This is a genomic window from Acidobacteriota bacterium, from assembly GCA_040756905.1.
In the GTDB taxonomy this organism is placed as follows: domain Bacteria; phylum Acidobacteriota; class Aminicenantia; order JBFLYD01; family JBFLYD01; genus JBFLYD01.
In genome coordinates this window covers 22,420-42,116 of the sequence record JBFLYD010000034.1, presented here as the reverse complement: position 1 = coordinate 42,116, position 19,697 = coordinate 22,420, and the positions used below count along the sequence as shown (strand labels likewise).

18 protein-coding genes are annotated in these 19,697 nt (G+C 33.8%); 8 read left to right on the top strand and 10 right to left on the bottom strand.

Features of this window, described 5'->3' with window-relative positions:
* The first annotated feature begins 163 nt into the window (after positions 1-163).
* The 4 genes from AB1410_05165 to AB1410_05150 all read left to right on the top strand — a co-directional run bounded on the left by AB1410_05165 (position 164) and on the right by AB1410_05150 (position 3,761).
* Positions 164-388: a hypothetical protein gene (locus tag AB1410_05165; GenBank protein ID MEW6456090.1), complete on the top strand. Its 225-nt coding sequence runs from the start codon at positions 164-166 to the stop codon at positions 386-388.
* 11 nt (positions 389-399) lie between these two features.
* Positions 400-690, top strand: a complete 291-nt coding sequence (locus AB1410_05160) for a response regulator (protein ID MEW6456089.1) — start codon at positions 400-402, stop codon at positions 688-690.
* 108 nt (positions 691-798) lie between these two features.
* Entirely contained in the window at positions 799-1,407 is a 609-nt protein-coding gene (locus tag AB1410_05155) for a hypothetical protein (GenBank protein MEW6456088.1), read from the top strand.
* A gap of 179 nt (positions 1,408-1,586) precedes the next feature.
* A complete protein-coding gene (locus AB1410_05150) occupies positions 1,587-3,761 on the top strand; it encodes a DUF5916 domain-containing protein (GenBank protein MEW6456087.1) in 2,175 nt (724 codons plus the stop codon).
* Between the two features lie 55 nt (positions 3,762-3,816).
* Here AB1410_05150 and AB1410_05145 read toward each other — a convergent pair whose 3' ends face one another.
* From AB1410_05145 to AB1410_05130, 4 genes are read right to left on the bottom strand one after another with little or no spacing between them, the layout of a single operon-like run.
* Complete coding sequence (locus tag AB1410_05145; protein MEW6456086.1) at positions 3,817-5,004, bottom strand: pyridoxal phosphate-dependent aminotransferase; 1,188 nt, start codon at positions 5,002-5,004, stop codon at positions 3,817-3,819.
* A gap of 57 nt (positions 5,005-5,061) precedes the next feature.
* Positions 5,062-5,631, bottom strand: a complete 570-nt coding sequence (locus tag AB1410_05140) for a D-sedoheptulose 7-phosphate isomerase (protein MEW6456085.1) — start codon at positions 5,629-5,631, stop codon at positions 5,062-5,064.
* A complete protein-coding gene (locus AB1410_05135) occupies positions 5,632-6,336 on the bottom strand; it encodes a lysophospholipid acyltransferase family protein (protein MEW6456084.1) in 705 nt (234 codons plus the stop codon).
* Between the two features lie 11 nt (positions 6,337-6,347).
* Positions 6,348-8,264 (bottom strand): Stp1/IreP family PP2C-type Ser/Thr phosphatase, encoded by a 1,917-nt coding sequence (locus AB1410_05130; protein ID MEW6456083.1) that lies wholly within the window; start codon positions 8,262-8,264, stop codon positions 6,348-6,350.
* A gap of 696 nt (positions 8,265-8,960) precedes the next feature.
* On the opposite strand from AB1410_05130, the gene AB1410_05125 reads away from it, so the two are divergent.
* Together AB1410_05125 and AB1410_05120 are read left to right on the top strand one after the other, a co-directional pair.
* Positions 8,961-9,263, top strand: a complete 303-nt coding sequence (locus AB1410_05125) for an MTH1187 family thiamine-binding protein (protein ID MEW6456082.1) — start codon at positions 8,961-8,963, stop codon at positions 9,261-9,263.
* Positions 9,260-10,180 carry a radical SAM protein gene (locus AB1410_05120; protein MEW6456081.1) on the top strand — a complete coding sequence of 307 codons (921 nt, stop codon included), beginning with the start codon at positions 9,260-9,262 and terminating at the stop codon, positions 10,178-10,180. Before AB1410_05125 ends, AB1410_05120 begins: the two co-directional genes overlap by 4 nt.
* Here AB1410_05120 and AB1410_05115 read toward each other — a convergent pair.
* From AB1410_05115 to AB1410_05095, 5 genes are read right to left on the bottom strand one after another with little or no spacing between them, the layout of a single operon-like run.
* Positions 10,141-11,529, bottom strand: a complete 1,389-nt coding sequence (locus AB1410_05115; protein ID MEW6456080.1) for a sodium:solute symporter family protein — start codon at positions 11,527-11,529, stop codon at positions 10,141-10,143. The genes AB1410_05120 and AB1410_05115 overlap by 40 nt on opposite strands.
* A 56-nt stretch (positions 11,530-11,585) precedes the next feature.
* Positions 11,586-12,542, bottom strand: coding sequence for a UDP-glucuronic acid decarboxylase family protein (locus AB1410_05110; GenBank protein ID MEW6456079.1), 957 nt, complete (start codon positions 12,540-12,542; stop codon positions 11,586-11,588).
* 2 nt (positions 12,543-12,544) lie between these two features.
* The gene (locus AB1410_05105) at positions 12,545-13,852 is read right to left on the bottom strand and encodes a UDP-glucose/GDP-mannose dehydrogenase family protein (protein MEW6456078.1); all 1,308 of its coding nucleotides are present in this window, start codon (positions 13,850-13,852) and stop codon (positions 12,545-12,547) included.
* A 1-nt stretch (position 13,853) separates the two neighbouring features.
* Positions 13,854-15,023, bottom strand: coding sequence for an MFS transporter (locus AB1410_05100; GenBank protein ID MEW6456077.1), 1,170 nt, complete (start codon positions 15,021-15,023; stop codon positions 13,854-13,856).
* 1 nt (position 15,024) lies between these two features.
* Positions 15,025-16,056 carry a deoxyguanosinetriphosphate triphosphohydrolase gene (locus tag AB1410_05095; protein MEW6456076.1) on the bottom strand — a complete coding sequence of 344 codons (1,032 nt, stop codon included), beginning with the start codon at positions 16,054-16,056 and terminating at the stop codon, positions 15,025-15,027.
* An 80-nt stretch (positions 16,057-16,136) separates the two neighbouring features.
* Here AB1410_05095 and AB1410_05090 point away from each other — a divergent pair, with 80 nt between their 5' ends.
* A complete protein-coding gene (locus AB1410_05090; GenBank protein ID MEW6456075.1) occupies positions 16,137-16,292 on the top strand; it encodes a sigma 54-interacting transcriptional regulator in 156 nt (51 codons plus the stop codon).
* 173 nt (positions 16,293-16,465) lie between these two features.
* Here AB1410_05090 and AB1410_05085 read toward each other — a convergent pair whose 3' ends face one another.
* A complete protein-coding gene (locus AB1410_05085; protein ID MEW6456074.1) occupies positions 16,466-17,620 on the bottom strand; it encodes an ATP-binding protein in 1,155 nt (384 codons plus the stop codon).
* 438 nt (positions 17,621-18,058) lie between these two features.
* Here AB1410_05085 and AB1410_05080 point away from each other — a divergent pair, with 438 nt between their 5' ends.
* Positions 18,059-19,516, top strand: a complete 1,458-nt coding sequence (locus tag AB1410_05080) for a tetratricopeptide repeat protein (protein ID MEW6456073.1) — start codon at positions 18,059-18,061, stop codon at positions 19,514-19,516.
* Positions 19,517-19,697: the final 181 nt, after the last annotated feature.

The window sequence follows — 19,697 nt, the reverse complement described above, 5'->3', positions numbered from 1 at the left end:
TGTCATTTTTTTGTAGGGCAACCCTTTAGGGTTGCTTTTCGGAAGGATAAAGTCTTCCCTTCTGTATATTTATTTTTAGCTTTTACTAATGTATTTCTTTTATATTATATTATATGTAAATAAAAGGAAGGAATTTTAGAAATATTTAAAAAGGTAAAGGAAGTTGAAACTTAAATCCATAACCACAAAATTTATTTTTATAGGTATTCTGACTCTCACATTTATTGCCATCTATATAACTACAGGGTATATTTTTACACATCATATTGAAGGAGAAGCAAGGAAAATAAATCTTGCAGGCAGGGAGAGAATGCTCACATTGAGGATAACATTTCATTTACATCGCTTAACAGATCTTCCTTCACCCTGGGAGAAAGAATACACATAATAGGATACAGTGTGATTTCATCCTCAGATGCAGAGGAGGCTATTCTTAAGGCAAAAGTCCATAAAGATAAGATAGATTTACTAATCAGCGATGTTATCTTGCCAGAAAAAAAAGGTCCTGAATTGGCAGAGGAGATTAGACGAATACATTCTAAAATTAAAGTATTATATATCTCTGGATATGCTGATAATAGAATTTCTCTTTCTGAAATTTCTGAGGGCAAGGCATATTTTCTATCAAAGCCTTTTACTCCATCAGCTCTTGCAAGGAAGGTAAGGGAGGTTCTTGATATTTTCAATTAAAAACTTTGGAAAAAATAAACTATTTATGATAAAACAACCAGAAATACAAAAGTCGACAAAGGATAAATTATGGTATCAATAAAATAAAATCATGGGAGGTGAAGAAAAATGAAATTAAAGACAATCACAATCCCGATGCTATTAATATTATTAGCAGGATTATCTTATTGGGGATTTTCATATCCACCAGCTGTGGGAATCCTGGGGAAATCAAAGAACTGTCTTTCCTGTCATGTAAATAATGGTCCATGGAAGGATGATGGAAAAACTATTATCGACATCCTGGATAAAGATACAAATAAGTCCTTGAAACAACCCGATGGGAGTTTTTTGATTTCTGTAAAGAGAAATAAAATAAAAACAGTGCTCACATTAATAGGTTGCTTAAAGGAGGATAACATAGAAGCTCCTTACAGGAATGCATGGCTTTATGTAGACCCTAATACTATTGAAACAACCTCTCTCTCAAAGTTTTCTCCTGGTTGGGATGTAAATCTACCGATGGGGTGTAGAATTGTGGGTGATGAATTTGAAGGACTTGAAGGAGCAAAAGTTTCTGTTCTTCCAATGTCAATCAGACCCACTGATTCTGCCCAGGATTCAGAATTGATTTTACAGGTAATGCTTACAAAAGGAGAGTCTGTCAAGGCAAAGCCCGGGGAAGGAATGATGGGAAATTATTTTGAAAGAAAAGTTAGATTAAAAGTAATTGATTGAAGAAAAATTAAAATAAAGAATGACTCATCTTCGATAGATTGAAGAACTGTTGTATCTGACATAAAATATTCTTTTTATCAAAATTATGCGTATAATATGTTATAATTTTTTTATAAAAAATGAAAAAAGATTTATTTCCATTTTTTCTGAAAAAACATATTATATGGATACTGTTTTTGGTGTTTACAATTGTCTTTTGTCCTTTAAATGTTATTTCTGACGACAATATATATGAAATCCCTGTTTTTTCCAAGCCTCCAAGAATAGACGGAATTCTTGATAATCCTTTATGGGAAGAAGAAGCTTTAAAAATCGAAAATTTCACTCAGTTTATCCCAAAAGAAATGGGAACACCTTCCGAGAAAACAGTTGCATACCTTGGTTGTGATACAAAAAATCTTTACGTCGCATTTCGCTGTTTTGATTCCAATCCGATGAAAATCAGAGCCTCTGTTACAAACAGAGATAACATTCGACAGGATGACTGGGTTTCGATAACAATTGATACCTTTAATGAAAAAAGAAGAGCTTTTGGTTTCAATGTAAATCCTCTTGGAGTCCAATCTGATGGAATAAGAACAGAAGAAGGAGGGGGAAGAGGAAGCGGAGGAATGGGAGGAGGTCAAAGGGGAAGAGGAATGAGCGGTGATAGCTGGGATACTGTATTTTCAAGCGATGGTAAGATCAACCATGATGGTTACACAGTTGAGATTGCAATTCCTTTTAAAAGTCTCCGTTTTCCAAAAAAAGAGAACAAAATCTGGAGGGTTATCCTTACAAGAAATATATCGAGAAAAGGGGAGATTATCACATGGCCTGTGATGAAAAGATCTATAAGTGGAAGCCTTCCGCAGGCTGCTCAGATAAAACTGCCTTCAAAAATTGCCACTTCTAACAACATAGAGATAATTCCTGTAATAACAGGTCTCCAAAAAAACAAGGAAAAAATGAAGCCTGAAGAAGGTATTAATTTAAAGTATGGATTGACATCCAATCTAACCCTTGATTTTGCATATAATCCTGATTTTAGCCAGGTAGAAGCTGACGTTCCCCAGATTGAGTTAAATCAGAGGTATGCGTTATATTATCCAGAAAAAAGACCTTTTTTCCTCGAAGGAGAAGAAATATTTCAATCTCCTTTCGGTTTAATAGATCTAATCTATACAAGAAGAATTACAGATCCACTCTGGGGTGCAAAACTAACAGGGAAAGTTGGACCATTTACTTTAGGATACATCTCAGCAATGGATGAAAAATCAACTGAATCTTTATGGGAAATAAGCGATAGTAACAACACTGAAATTACTCAATTGAAAGCCCTGTTTAATATATTTAGGATGAAAGCTGATATTTTTAAAGAATCCTTTGTAGGGTTCACTCTCACTGATAAATATCTGTATGATCCCGTGGGAAATAAATTCAGTAGAGCTGGCGGAATAGATGGCCAGTTTAAATGGCAGGATAATTTCTATCTCACTTTTCAAGTTCTGGGTTCTCAAAAGAGACCCTCAGAGAACGAAAAAAGATTTTCTTCCGCTCAGTATTACAACTTTAAGTATGACTCAAGAAATTTTTATTCAAGCATTTATTATAAAAGCATCGCTCCTGATTTCGAGGCAGCATCAGGTTTTGTAAATAGAACTGATTTTAAAGAATGGGGAGGAATTTTTGAATACAATATCCTTCCCCAGAAAAAATTCCTCACAGCAATTACTCCTCAGATTCAGATTGCAAGATGGGAGGATTTTAAGGGGATTCCAATTGAAGAGAGGAACTCTTTCGAGTTAAGAATTCAGTTTACAGCAAATACGTTCTTTTCAACAGAATACTTTGACAGCATGGAAAGATTTGCAGATATCGATTTTAAAAAGAAAAGGTATGAAGCAAGGGCATTTTCAAATATTCTCTGGTGGCTAACTTTCTGGATAAACTATTCTCAAGGAGATACAATTAATTATGATGAGGAAAATCCTTTCCTCGGATGGGGCCAATCTTTTAATGCAAACATAACTCTAAGGCCTTCTGATAGATTAAACTTTTCAATAAACTATAACAAAAACACCTTATGGAAAGACAAAAATAGAAAAGAATTGATGTGGGATTATGATGTAATAAGAAACAGAATTACCTATCAATTAACCAAAGAGCTATCGATTAGAACGATAGTGGATTATGATCACTACTATAAAGAATTATTTGGAAATTTCTTATTGAGCTACATCTACAGACCAGGAACGGTTTTCTTCCTTGGCTTCGACAGCAATTATTTAGTTGAAGAGAATAATGGTTATTATAGGTTAAATCGAACGAATAAAGCTTTATTTGTAAAATTCTCCTACTGGATAAGGATATAATATTCTAATTCTTTTAAATATTTTAAAATAAAAATTTTTTTATCTATGTTCTTATTTAAATAGACTCGAGAGCCTGTTTTATTTTTGATATCCCAATTTTAATATCTTCTTCAGATGTTGCAAATGAAAATCTAATGTATCCCGGTTCTCCAAAAGATTCTCCTGGTAAGCAGATAACATTGGCTTTTTCTAAAAGATATTTTGATATTTCCTGAGTATTTTTAAATTTTCCATTCTCGATATAGTATTTAAAAGAAGGAAATGCATAGAAGGAACCTTCTGGAGTTTCAACTTCAACTCCTCTTATCTCTTTTAACAAAGAAATTATAAAATTTCTCCTTTTTTCATAAATATTTCTCATTTTTTCAACTTCATCCTGATTTCCTTTTAAAGCTTCTAAAGCTGCTTTCTGGGAGATGGATGTAGGATTTGAAGTAGAATGACTCTGGAGCTTATTCATTTCCTCTATTACTTCTTTTGATGCTAATGTGAACCCAATTCTCCACCCTGTCATGGCGTAGGATTTGGAAAGAGATTCAACAATTATAATTTTATCCCTCGCATCAGGATAAAGTTCGATTATAGATGGAAATTTTCTATTATCAAAGATAATATGTCTGTAACAATCATCCACAATAAGGTAAAAGCCCTTTTTAACAGCCTGTTCAGAAAGTTTTTTCAAGCTTTCTTCATCAATAATGCTTCCAGTTGGGTTGGAAGGATAATTTAATATGATTGCTTTTGTTTTTTTGTTTATCAATGGCAAAAAGCTATCTGCGTTAAAAACACTCTTTCCATTATCATCGATTATTCTGGCATACTTTGGAATCGATTCTGTAAACTTAACAAGCTCTGGATATGTAACCCAGAAAGGTTTCGGGACTATTACCTCATTTCCTTTTTCGAAAAGCACTAAAGCTATCAGGAAAAGAGAGAACTTACTTCCTGAAGTAACGATAATTTCATCTTTAGAGAATCCTACTCTCTGTTCAATAAAATATCTCTCGCATATAATCTCTTTTAACTCATCTATCCCGCTTACTGAAGTGTATTTTGTAAAATTCTTCTCAATGGCATCGATACCTGCTCTCTTTATGTTATCCGGAGTATTAAAATCAGGCTCGCCTGCTCCCAAATCAATTACCTTTATCCCCTTTGCCCTCATTTCATTTGCAACATTTAAAAATGCAAGCGTGGAAGAAACCTCAAGAGAGTTAACTCTTTTAGCAAATTTAAAATCCATATTATCTCTCCCTCAGTAATGAATACTATTATAAATTAAATAAAATAAATAATAAAATCAAGGAGATAGTTCATTTTCGATGATTTCAGCGATTATGTGAAGAATTAATATATGAAATTCCTGAATTCGAGGAGTTTCCCTTGAAGGAACATCGATCAAATATTCTGATATGGATTTAAGCTTACCTCCACCCTCTCCTGTTAAAGCAAGGGAGTGTAAACCCAGTTCTCTGGCTTTTTCCAGACCTCTTATTATATTAGAGGAAATTCCTGAGGTTGATATTCCTATTGCCCAATCTTCCTTTTCTCCAAGTGCTTCAATCTGTCTTGAAAAAATCTCTTCAAAAGATGAATCATTTCCAACCGATGTAAGAATCGATGTATCTGTCGTAAGGGCAATCGAAGGGATAGCCCTCCTTTTCTTTTTAAACTTATTGACAAGTTCTGCTGCAAAATGCTGGGAATCAGCAGCAGAGCCTCCGTTCCCAAAAATTAATATTTTTTTCCCATTTTTAAGCGATTGAGATATTTTCTCTCCAACATCGTACAATAAAATTTTTTTCTTATTGAAAAATTCCTCTGCTATTCTATTTCTTTCCGAAATTATTTTTTCTATCAAATCATCCATTTATTTTTCCTCCAATCCTTTTTTAATTTCATTTCTTACGACTTCAACAAGTTTATTCCTGTCCTCAATTGTATATCCATCTGTTGAAATTGGAGAATGAAATTTTACTCTTACAGTCCCCTTTCTTACTGAAAATTTCCCTTTGGGAATAATATCCTTTGACCCAACAATAGAAATTGGCACAATTGGAACATTACTCTTTATTGCAAGAACAAAGCCTCCCTTTTTAAAAGGCAAGAGATTTCCATCGATACTTCTTGTTCCTTCCGGAAATATCAAAAATGAACATTTCTCCTTTTTTATGATTTCCACTGCTTTTTCTATCGCTGATCTTGCTTTTACCCTGTTTTTTCTGTCAACAGGAATGAATCCCGCCAGTTTCATTCCTAGCCCGATTATAGGTATTTTAAATACTTCCTTTTTTGGAAAAACTCTAACAGGGATATCAATCAAGTAAAATCCAAGAGGACCATCAATAAAACTCTGGTGATTCGCCATAAATACATAAGGAGTTTTAAAATTTATATTCTCCTTTCCCAGCACTATCAATTTCATCCCGAGAATCGGTTTTGAAAGCCGTAGCCCAAATTTACCTAACCTAAAAAGCAAATCCTTAGCTCCTGTAATGTATGAAAATATAATTGCTGGAACCCCCAAAAAGATAACCAAAAAAGTGTACAACAAAATTAATATTAATGACCTCATTCCGATTAACCTCAGTTATTGAAGAACCCCGCCATTCCTGAATCAAGTTCAGGACAAGAAATGGCGGGGATTCTTCGACGGCAAGGTACTTCATCATTAATATTGCTCGCCTTCCGTTCAACAATTTCTGAATAAGCAAATTTATTATCAGAATAAAAAATTCCCTCTATTTCATTTATACAGATTATTTTACTTCCATCTCTGGATTTAATTATAACATCCCAAGTTAACTTTTTCTGATCAGCAAAATAGGACAATTCCCTGAAATTATTTAAATTGTCTTTTTCGAAAACAATAGCTTTTTCCCGAAAAAACAAAATTAGATTCTGATTCCCGGAATACAACTCGAGAAAATCTTTTAGCAAAACTGGAAAATTTTCATAAACCCATGTAGACTGATTTAAACCCTGATTCATGTTAAAAACTTCGATTCTTTTTTTATCATTACTCCAGATAAATATATTATCATTTTGAGTAAAAACTTTTGATGAATCAATTATTCTCTTAGAAAATTTTATATCATTTTCTTTAATTTCTGATATTAAATATAATTTTATTTTATCTCTGAATAAAAAATATTCTTCATCAAAGTAAATTGGGATAAATGGCTCATTTAAATCAGGAATCTCAATTAAGTCTTTGTCTTTTAAATACCCCTTCAGAATGAATTTTCCCTTTTTTACTAAAAATAAACTTCTTTCAGGGTTTCCGCTCTCATAAATTTTTATTTCATTGCCGGGGTTATCTACTCTGGCAATTATAAAATTTAACTCTCCTCTCCTTAATAAGGGAAATTCATCTGGGCGGATTGGGAAAGGTTGATTAAAGAGACTGCTCTGGCTAAAATTAAATTTTAAGATACTTTCTCCGTTGAAAAGTAAAAATTCATTCCCATTTTCAAATATCCATTTCAAATCTTTTTGAAAGTAAAAATTCTTTTCAGCTCCAACGCTAATAAAATTTATCTTTTCTTTCAATCCATCATTAACTTTTTGGATTTTCTCCTTAGGAGATTCTTTTGAGGGTATAACATTTCTAAAAAAATCTTTGTTGAGCAAAAAAAATAGCAAAGAGGATAAAACCAATATTGCTAAGATTAAAATTAAAAAAATAATCCTTCTATTTTTAATTCGTTTAACAGGAGCTGTTTTTTCTTTTTCATCCTCCACTGGAATTTCTTTCTCAATCTTTATAACTTCGACTGTAACATTATCAGGAGCTCCCCGGTCAAGACAAACTTGCACCATATTGTCAATAGCCTCCTCTGGATCGTAAAGAGTAACATTCTCAACGATCTCTTCTTCCGTTACCAAATTGCTTAACCCATCTGAACAGAGTAGAAATATATCTCCACCCTCAATCTGTAAATCTTTAATAATTTCTGGCTCGATTTCCTCCTTTACTCCCAGAGACATGTAAAGAACATTCTTTCGAGGGTGAAGCCTTGCTTCTTCTTTAGATATAACCCCTTCTCTTACCATCTTTCCAACAAGGGAATGGTCAGTTGTGAGCTGATGAATTTTGTTGTCTCTTATCAGATAGGCCCTGGAATCCCCTACATGACCCAAATATGCTTTATTTTCATTGAGAATCAAAACAGAAAGGGTTGTTCCCATCCCGACTTTTTCATCTCCTCTATTTCCCTCATAAAAAACAGCTTTATTTGCTTCATCGATAGATTTTTTAATGGAATCAACAAGACTGTTACTCTGTATTTCTGTACTGTATGATTCATAAAATTTTTCAACTGCAAGTTTACTGGCAATCTCTCCTGCTTTATGCCCTCCCATTCCATCCGCTACTATAAAAATCTGATGGGTTTCTGAAATTCTGTAAATGCCGAAATAATCCTCATTATTTTCCCGTATCAGACCTAAATCTGACTGTCCGTGGGATTCAATACGAAACATTGGCTTATTATTTATCATAAATTCTTCCCTTGTCAACCAAAATTTTCATCGTACAGCCCAAAACTTATTGAGGTCATGACTTCGTCAAAGTTCCCTTTTTTGTCATTCCTGCGGAAGCAGGAATCCAGAATTTGTTGATTAGACTGTATTCCCACTTTCGTGGGAATGACATGAGGGTATCTAAAGTGCGATTTTATGGACTTTGACGTTGCCTTGTATTGAGGTAAGCAGGTAAAGTTTTGTGATAAGAGAATTTAATTTAATTTTTATGGGCAGCAAGGGTGTCCAAGAAACCGAAGGTTCCTGAAAACCATCACGAATGCGAAGCGGGATAAGTGAGGGGGAGCGAAGCATGAGTGCTCCCGCACTAACTGTATTTATTCCCAAAAAAATTAAGTGATGGAAGTAGAGATATTATGAATTCCTTAATTTATAGCAAACGCATAAAATATTGTTACATGTAGGGCATGGCTTTAGCTTTGCATTAAGCAACCCCCGAATCAAGTTCGGGGCAGGCTCTAAAGGGTTGCCCTACAATTTATTCAATGCGTTTGTATTAGGTAATAATAAGTTAGTGCGGGACTGGGGAAAATACAGCGTGTTTTCGAAGTCACCCTTGCTGCCCAGATAAGCTAAATCATCCAATTTATTGTTGAGATTCTGTAAGTAAATATTTATACTAATATCTAAATCTTTAAATAAAGAGGAGGGATTATGGTTATTGCTGAAGTGAGCATTATTCCAATTGGGTCTTACTCAACGAGCGTTAGTGATTATGTAACTGAAAGCGTAAAAGTTTTAAAGAATTATAAAAATTTGAATTATCAAATTACATCAATGGGAACAATCTTAGAGGGCGAATTTGAAGACATTCTGAAAGCTCTTGAAGAAATGCATGAAGCTCAATTCAAATTTGGTGCGAAAAGAGTAGTAACAAAGCTAACAGTCGACGATAGAAGGGATAAAGAAATCTCTATGGAGGCAAAAGTAAAATCCGTTGTGGATAAACTTAAGTGAGATACATATTTGGACCTGTTTCATCAAGAAGGCTCGGGTTTTCCCTTGGAATTGACATAGTTCCTCTAAAAACATGCAGTTTCGATTGTATCTACTGTGAGTGTGGAAAAACAACAGAGAAAACTATTGAAATTAAAGAATGGGCTCCTGTTGAAGAAATCATAAAAGAACTTAAAGAAGCATTAAAAAACAACAAAGAGATTGACCACATTACAATAACGGGTTCTGGAGAACCCACCCTTCACTCTAAAATTGAAGATATTATTTCTAAAATAAAAGATACAACAAGAATTCCTGTTGCTGTTCTTACAAATGGGAGTCTGCTCCATTTAAAAAAAGTAAGAGAAGCTTTATTGAAAGCAGATATTATTCTTCCGTCCCTGGATGCTGTATCAGATGTGACATTCAGAAAAATCAATCGACCCCATAAAAGTATAAAAGTTAGAAAGATGATAAACGGATTAAAAAAATTAAGAAAAGAATATAAGGGAAAGATTTTTCTTGAAATTCTGTTTGTAAAAGGAGTGAATGATACCAAAGAAGAAATATTCAAATTGAAAAGAGAAATTAAAAATATCTCTCCTGATAAAATCCATCTTAACACAGTTATAAGACCTGGAACGGAAAAATTTTCTCTTCCTTTATCTTATGAAGAACTTTTAAAAATAAAAGAAATCTTTGGAGAAAAAACAGAGGTAATTTCCTCTGGAATAAAAGAAAAAAAAGAAGAAATTTATTCCGACAAGATAGAATTTATTAAAAATCTTTTAAAGAGAAGACCTCTCACCTCAGATGATATTTCAGCATCTCTGGGGATTGATAAGGAAAAAATTGGAAAAATCCTCCATGCATTGCTTGAGAAAGGAGAAATAAGAAATTATTCTTTCAACGATAAGGTTTTTTTCGTAAGAAAATAATCCAAAATTATTCCAAGTATTAGTCCCACAAAACTCATCGAAATCCCAACTGGAACAGATAAAGGCCAAGCTGGGAAAAGCTCGGGAATTAGTTTAAACGCTTGAATGAAGTGCCATACTGGAATTATAAGACCTAAAATCATCGAAAGCGATACTGCATTTGGAGAATTTCTTTTTGAGAAAAATACATAAACAAGGGGAATAAAAAAGCCGCAGGCAATTATTTCGGAAGAAAATCCGAGGGTTTTTAATATACCATCCATTCTGTAGGCGATTAGAAAAGTTAAAAGCCCTGAACCAATTAAAGTAATTCTTGAGATTTTTAATAGGCCACCTCTGAGATTTTTTCTAAAATAACCATATACATCCCATGTAAAAGTCATTGAAGAAGTATTCAGAGTGGTATCAAGGGTAGACATTATCGCAGAAACAACAGCTAAAAAACCTAAACTTCCGAGGATAATTCCCAATTTTTTATTTATAAGCAAAATAAATAACTCTCCTTCTTTTTTATCAAAATTAAAAGGATGAGAAAGTATACCTATTCCGATTGATATTAAATAAAGAAAAAATAAAATTAATGCTGAAAGAATTAAAGATTTTTTTACCTCATAATTATTTCTTCCAGACTTTATCCTTTGCCAAACAATTGGGGATATCAACCATGCAAGCGTGAAAGATAAAGTAATCAAAAGATTTTCAGTGATAGAGTCAAAAGGATTCATTAATTTCATAATTTCTTCAGAAGAAAAAAAATTAAAGTTTTTCTCGGATAAAAAAATAAAAACCGATAAAATCACTCCAACAATGATAAAAAACTGAATTTTATCAGTTGTAACAACTGATTTCAGTCCACCTCCAGTTGAATAAAAAAGAATGATTAAAAGGCCCAACAAAAGAGAGAGCTCATATTTAATACTTAAGAAACCTCCTATTACCTGGCCAAGAGCAATGAGCTGGGATGATGAAAGAACTATCAGATACCAGAAAATAATAGCAGAAGTTATAACTTGAGAAAATTTATAGTTTTTCTTTCTAAAAATCTCCGGAATTGAATTAACTTCTGAGTTATAAATTCTTCTTGAAAAAAATGAAAATATTAAAAGAGTTAAAAAAGCTGGAACACCGATAATCCATAGAGAGCTCAAGCCTTTCCAGTAGGCTTCACTGATGGAAACAAAAATTGACGAGGCTCCATACCAGCTTGCTACAAGAGTAAAGGTAAGACTTCTCCATGAAAGAGACCTTGAGGCAAGGAAATAATCATTGTTGTTCTTTATACTCTTTGCTGGAATTAACCCAAAAATCAACACTAAAAATGAATAGGCTAAAAATAGAATCCATTTCATCTTGTTTTACTTAATCTTTATTAGATATTCAATATTAGATACTTAATTGAATAATGTCACATGTCAAGACCTGACCCTAATAATTTTTTTTTAAACCAATCAATGGTAATTTTCAGTCCTTCATCAAGTAAGATTTTCGGTTCCCAGCCCAATATTTTCTTTGCTTTTTCTATATCAGGCTTTCTTTTTTTCGGGTCGTCCTGGGGAAGCGGATGATATTCAAATTCAGATTTTGACTCTGTGATCCTTTTTATCTTTTCTGCTATGTCTAAAATTCTGTATTCATCTGGATTTCCAAGATTAAAAACTTCTCCTTCTAAATTATCAATTACAGAGAGATTGTAAATTCCATCAACTAAATCATCGATGAAACAAAAACTTCGAGTTTGAGTTCCATCACCGAATATAGGAATGGATTTTCCCTGAAGAGAGTTTACGATAAATGTGGGTATAACTCTTCCATCTCCGATTCGCATTCGAGGTCCATATGTATTGAATATTCTTGCTATTCTCACATCAATTTTATGAACTCTATGATAAGCCATTGTTAAGGCCTCTGAAAATCTCTTTGCTTCATCATAAACTGCTCTCGGTCCAATTGGATTCACTTTTCCCCAATATTCTTCATTTTGAGGATGCACTTCCGGGTCACCGTATACTTCTGATGTGGATGCAAAAAGGTATCTTGCTCTCTTTTTCTTTGCAAGCCCAAGAGTGTGAAGCGTTCCAAGAGAATCAACCTTCATCGTGTGGATGGGATGATTTGAATAATCCAGAGGAGACGCAGGACATGCAAAATGTAAAATCAAATCCACATCCTCATCCACATAAATGAAATATGTGACATCATATTTGTAGAATTTAAAATTTGAGTTTGAAAAAAGATGAGATATATTCTCTTCTGAACCCGTGAGAAAATTATCAAGACCAATTACATACCATCCTTCCTTGAGAAATCTTTCGCACAAAAAAGAACCGATGAAGCCGGCTGCTCCAGTGATTAAAACTTTCATTTTTAGTTTTTTCTACCTATCGAATGATATTCAAATCCTGCTTCTTTCATTTTTTCAGGAAAAAATAGATTTCTCCCATCTAAAAAAATCGGAGTCTTCATCAATTCTTTTAGCCTTTTTAAATCTATCCCCTTATACTCTTCCCATTCAGTCAAAAGCAGCAATGCCTCTGCATCTCTTGCAACTTCGTATGGCTCTTCGCAATACTTAAGGCCATCCCTATCCCCAAAATGCTTTTTTAAATTTGAAATAGCCTTTGGGTCATGAACTTTTACGATCGCCCCTTCCTTCAACAGTCTTTCAATGATTTTTAAACTCGGTGCTTCTCTTATATCATCAGTCTCTGGCTTAAAAGAAGCTCCAAGAATTCCTATTTTTTTCTCTCTGAAAAGCCAGAGGGCTTCTTTCAACCTGTTCATGAATTTTTCAACCCTCTCCTCATTTATTCTGTCCACCTCTCGCAGAAGTCCAAAATTCAACCCGTGTTCTTCACCAATCCTATAAAATGCTTTAACATCTTTTGGGAAACAACTACCGCCATATCCAATTCCTGCCTTTAAAAACTCTGTTCCGATTCTTCTGTCCAGTCCTACCCCCATCGAAACCTTTTCAATATCAGCTCCAGTTTTCTCACAGAGATCAGCTATCATGTTGATGAATGAAATCTTCATAGCTAGGAAAGCATTCGAAGCATGTTTTATGATTTCAGCAGTATTTATATCTGTCTCGATTAACGGCACACCAAATCTTTCATAGAGTCTTCTTAATTTTTCTCTTGCTCTCTCAGATTCCACTCCAATTACGATTCTATCCGGATGGAAAAAGTCATTCAAAGCATTTCCCTCTTTTAGGAATTCAGGATTTGAAGCCACATCAAAATCTACCCTTTTTCGATTGTATAACTTTATAGTCCGCTTTATCCATTGGGCTGTTTTAACAGGAACAGTGCTTTTTTCAACTATTAATCTGTATGAATTCAGATTCATGGCTATATTTCTTGAAACCTCCTCAACCTGAGTTAAATCCGCTCTTCCATCCTCAAGGGAAGGAGTCCCAACACAGATAAATATTATATCTGTTTTATCCACCACATCTTCCAGTTTATCTGAAAAAAATAGATTTCCCTTTGACACATTCTTTTTTAAAAGCTCATCAACTCCTGGCTCAAAAATCGGAGAAATGCCGTTTCTCAAAAGAGATATTCTCTCTCCATCCTTATCAACTCCAGTAACTTTATATCCAAGCTCTGCAAACCCAACAGCAGTAACAAGACCCACATAACCTATTCCAATTATTCCTATTCTATCCATTTTATATCTCCTTTTGTTTAGATTCTTTTAGCATCATCATTAAGATTGATGCAACAAGAGCCATCATTGCCCCAAAAAGAAATGCAGCTTTTGAATTTATCTTTTGCCATAAAACTCCAGTGATTAGAGAGGCTGGAAAAAGAGAAACTCCAAGGATAAAATTATAAAGCCCGTAAGCAGTTCCTCTCTGAGTTGGCTTCACCATATCTGCTACAAAAGCTTTCTCCACTCCTTCAGTAATTCCAAATACCGAGCCATATACTACAAATAAAAATAATACATGAAAAGGACTCGTGGAGAAAGCAAATCCAAAATATATTATCGAATAGAGAATCCAGCCAAATATTATAATTTTTTTCCTTCCAATTTTATCGGATAATGACCCGGATGGATACGAAAGAGATGATTTAACAAGATTATGAGCCATCCATAAAACTGGGAGGAATGCCATTGAAACTCCTGTCTCTGTAGCTTTAAGAAAAAGAAAAGTATCTGATGAATTCCCAAGGGTAAAAATCATAAGAGTAAAAAGGTAATACTTAAAAGTAAAAGAAAATTTAGAATTTTCTCTATGTTCGACCTTTTCAGAGCTAAAGCTTCCAATTTCTTTTAAAAAGAAAACAACAAGGATAAACACAAAAATTCCTGGAATCAATGTGAGAATGAAAAGGGTTCTCAAATCAATGTTTGCAAATTTTACAAGGGAGAAAGCAATCAATGGTCCAATGAATGCTCCTAAATTGTCCATTCCCCTATGAAAACCAAAAGACTTTCCCCTAATTTCGATTGAGGAGGATTCTGCAATCATTGCATCTCTTGGTGATGCTCTTATTCCTTTTCCTACCCTGTCAAAAAATCTGAGAAAAAAAACTGTAATCCATGACCTTGCGATACCAATAAGAGGTCTTAAAAATGAAGCAATTACATAACCAATTGAAACAAAAGGTTTTTTTCTTTTCACTCTATCAGAAAACCAACCAGAACCCAGCTTTAAAAAGCTATTGATACTTTCTGCAGCTCCTTCTATCAGGCCTAAAAATGCAGGTCCTGCTCCTAAATATTTAGTAATGAAAACAGGAAGAAAAGGGTAGATCATCTCTGAGGCAGAATCATTGAGAAGGGAAACAAAACCGAGTATTTTAACTCTTGGAGGTATTTTACTCTTTTTCATCCTAAACAATCATCCAGGGCTTTGGTAAAAATATCTCTTCATAAATCCTCAGAGCGTATCTGTCAGTCATACCTGCGATAAAATCTCCAACCCTGGTTTCCAGAAGATCTCCCACAGGAAAAGCTTCAACCCCTCTTTCTGGATGTTCCATAAGATAATAAAAAAGATCATAGATTATTTTCTTTGTTTTTTTTAATTCAGCTTTTGATTTATCATTAAAATAAACTGCTTCATATAAAAAATCCCTGAGTTTTTGAGTGGCATTGAAAATCTCATCAGACATACATATTCTCTCCATTCCATTTTCAACACTATTTCTTATCACATCCATAACCATTGTGTTAATTCTTTTCGCATGGGTATTTCCCAGAACTTTTATTGCTTCCTGAGGAAGATCAGAAGCTTTTATTATCCCTCCTCTTATAGAATCATCAATATCATGGTTCACATAGGCTATTAAATCAGAAACTCTGACAGCATTCCCTTCAAGAGTTTCAGGTCCATCTTTTTCAACAAAGATCTCCCCAAACCCTTTTGAATGTTTAAGAATTCCATCTCTTACCTCATAGGTGAGATTAAGACCTCTTCCATTCTGCTCTAAAAAATCAACAACTCTAAGACTTTGTTCATAATGATTGAACCCGCCTGGAAGAAGTTCTCTCAATGCCTCTTCTCCAGCATGGCCAAAAGGTGTATGACCTAAATCATGTCCCAGGGAAATCGCCTCAGTTAAATCCTCATTCAAACAAAGAGCTTTTGAAATGGTTCGAGCTATTTGAGAAACTTCAAGGGTATGGGTTAATCTTGTTCGATAATGATCTCCAGTTGGAGAAAGGAAAACCTGTGTTTTATGTTTGAGTCGTCTAAAAGCTTTTGAATGGATTATTCTATCTCTGTCTCTCTGGTACTCCGGTCTTATCAAACACAATTCTTCAGGCTTTTTTCTTCCTTTTGTTTCTGAACTAAAAGCTGCTTTTGGTGATAAAATCTTTCTTTCCCTTTCCTCCAGAAATTCTCTAATACTCTTCTCCATCAGGCAATATTTATCAGAATAAGAAGTTTATTTCAATTAATACAAAAGCAATAAATAATTTGTAGGGCAACCCTTTAGGGTTGCTTAATTCGAGGCTAAAGCCATGGCCTACATGTCAACTTATTTTATTCGTTTGTATTAATTCTTCTTCTATCCCTTCCACCCTTTTTGAATCTGAAATCTTTGGACACAAAAAAGGCTCATTAAATCTTGTGCAAATTTTTCCCATTTATTAATCCATAGAGCCTCATAATTATTGGCTTTATAGATTATTTAAAAATTGTGCAAAAATTTCTCAATTTTTATCTATTAATAAAATTATAATTTATTGATAAATATAATAAATCAATTTGGCATATGATTTGCTCAGTCTTAATATATCAGGAGAGTATAGATTACGTGGAATGGATTAAGTCCCCATCCTCTCCATGAGTATAGACTTCACCAGATCTTTCAGATTTAAAAATCTTACTTGAATACTATCAAAAGTACGAGAAAATGATTTCTTCACATCTGATGAAACCACAAAATTGTCTCCATCAGGATACTGCCTTCTGAATGCCTTCAGGTTAGATGGATCAAATTCTGCCTGAGACCATTTGCATTCTATAGCCACAGGCTTTAATTTATTTTTGACCAATACAAAATCCACCTCGTGACCGCGTTTATCCCTCCAGTATAAGACCCTCCTGGATTGCAGATGGGCATATATCTCATTAAGCACAAAATGCTCCCATAACACTCCGAGGTCATCTCTTCTCAGTTCATGCCAGCCACAATAATAACATACAAAGCCTGTATCAAAGGCATATACCTTTGGTGCTGAGATTATCTCTGTTGGACGATGCGAACTGAATGGACGTACTATGTGCACTAAATAAGTTGCCTCAAGGATAGAGAGATAATTAGTAATGGTTGTCCGGCTTACCTCGCAAGGTCTGGCAAATCTGTTTGCCTCAAATATCCCCCCGCTCTGAGCCATTAAAAGTTCCGCAAATCTTAAAAATGAATACCTCCGCTCAAGTCTGAACAGCTCTTGAATATCCTTAGCCCAGTAGGCATCCATCCATTCCTGAAAATCCCTTTCAGGAAGTGTGTTTGCCATGAAAAAAGGCGGCAGTCCTCCGTGAAGAAAACGGTGTTTCAGATCAGTATCCTCAAAATCAACAAGATCATGGGAAGTCATGGGTGTAAGCCATATCTCTGTCTTACGACCGGCCAAGGTATCTCTAAATTTCGATGATGCTCCAAGTGTGGATGATCCCGTGGCAAGTATCTTGATGTCAGGGTAGTGGTCAGCAGCAATTTTGAGTATTTCGGAGGGATTCGGAAATCGATGGATCTCATCAAGTACAATTGTGCAATCTCTTAAATCATCGAGGAAAGATTCAGGGTCTTCCATCATCCGCCGCACCCGTGGCAGCTCACAATCAAAATACTCAATTCCTGGTAGACTCTGGCATAGGTATGTCTTCCCAGCCCTTCTAACCCCCGATAGCCAGACAACAGAACGCCTCTGCCATGATTCCTCTATCCTTTTAAGCCAGAAATGCCTTTTTACCATATGCAGTCATATTAGCATATAGTGCTACTAAATGCAAAATTATTTATATTTGGCAAATCCTCTTCCGCCCCATGGCTTTGAGCAGGTCGCCATCATTGGGGTTGAGAAATCAGCAGAATATCTTACATAATCGCTCCTTTTTCCTGTGATACATTGCAGCGACAAAAAGCAAATCCCCATCCCCCAAACTTCTTCATATTATTTTAGAGCATTTTTTCTTAAAGTGATTGGATATTGAATATCAAAGATTTTTCATGGAAAACTTATTTTATCAGCTCTTTGAATTGATTATATCTTAATCAACTCTCAGATAATTATTAGAGAAATTCATATTGAGATTTTAAAAATTCTTAAAAAATTATACCGAGGGTAATATTCTCTAACAATTTAACTCCATAGCCTTGACAATTCATCTTTTCTCAGATAAAAAAAGAGTTCATGAAAAAAATTTTTTTTATTTTTTGTATTTTTTTGTTTTTTCCTACCTTTATACCTTCCCAAACATTAATACTTCCTTTCGAAAATAAATCTAACAATAAAAATTTCTCCTGGATTTCTGAAAGTATCTCTTATTCCCTCGAGTTTTTTTTTGATAATTACAACCTTGAAATAATCTCCCAGGAAGAGAGAAATCAAATCTTTGAAGAATTTCAAATTCCATTTTCCATTCCTTTCTCAAAAGCCACGATGATAAAACTTGGAAACAGAGCAAAAGCATCAAAAATTTTATACGGCGAATTTAAGATTGAGGATGAAAAAATTTACATTAAAGGAGAATCGATCGAATTAAAGAATATAAAGCCAAAGGAAATTGTCTCAGTCGAAGGCGAGCTAAAAAGTTTAATTTTTCTTCAAAATCTTTTAGCTTGGAAAATTCTCAATAATGAAATCCATATTGAAGAAAAGAACGGGGAAGAATTCTTAAAAAAATATTCAGACATACCTCTTTCAAGCTGGGAAAATTTCATAAAAGGGATGATTGCAAAAGAAAAGGATAAAAAAGAAAGTTTTTTTAAAAAATCCCTTGAAAATTTTCAACATTTTCCTTTTGCTCTCTGGGAAATTTCAAAGCTATATTTTCAAAAATCAGAGTATGAAAAAAGTTTAAACTACCTCATGCTTTTAAAAGGTAACGAAGATTTTGCGTATAAAAGCTCGTTTCTTCTGGCTATGAATTTTTATAACTTGGAAAGATTTGAAAGAGCAATTGAAATTTTAAACAGGATTTTAAAAGATACAAAGAATAAAGATATAATTTATAACAATATCGGTGTATGTTATGCAAAGTTAAACAACAATGAAAAAGCCCTTGAATACTTTAATATGGCGCTTGATACAAAAAAATCTGCTGATTACTTTTTTAATAAAAGTCTTGTTGCTGAAAATACTGATGAATGCTTTGATAATTTAAAAAATTCTCTTCAAATCAACCATTTAGATTTTAATTTCCACAATTTCCTTTATAATAAATTAATTAAAAATAATCTTGACTTTATAGCAAAAAAAGAACTTGAAATAATAAAAATGTATTTTTCAAAAGAACCTGATAAAAAAATCGATAACTCTTTAAATTTTCTAAAGATCCCTAATATTTTATTTGCCGAAAATTCTTCAGAAGTCCCTGATAAAAATGTATCAAGAAGTTACATTGAGTTTGCACTAAATTCTATAAAAAATAAAGATTATCATAAAGCTATAACTGAAATAAAAAAAGCTATCTATGCTTCTCCTTATGAAAGCTATAATTATTATCTTCTTGGATGGGTCTATTTCCACCTTAAACTTCATAAAAACGCATTGGAAGAAATTGAATTTTCACTCTGGCTAAAAGAAGATCCTGAAGTTAGAAGCCTTTATCAAAAATTAAGATCTGAGTCAAATAATCTAAGAGTATAAATTATTACTACTAAAAATTTTCTCATTCACTCTCCTTAAACTACTCATTTAGACCTTAAAAAATTACCGATTTTGGCACATCTGTGATTGCAGGTTTAGCAAAGGCTTGGCTGAGATGATTAAAAAGCTCTATGAGGTCCCTCCTCTTGTTTCCTTGACATAAGTGTTTATAATTAATATA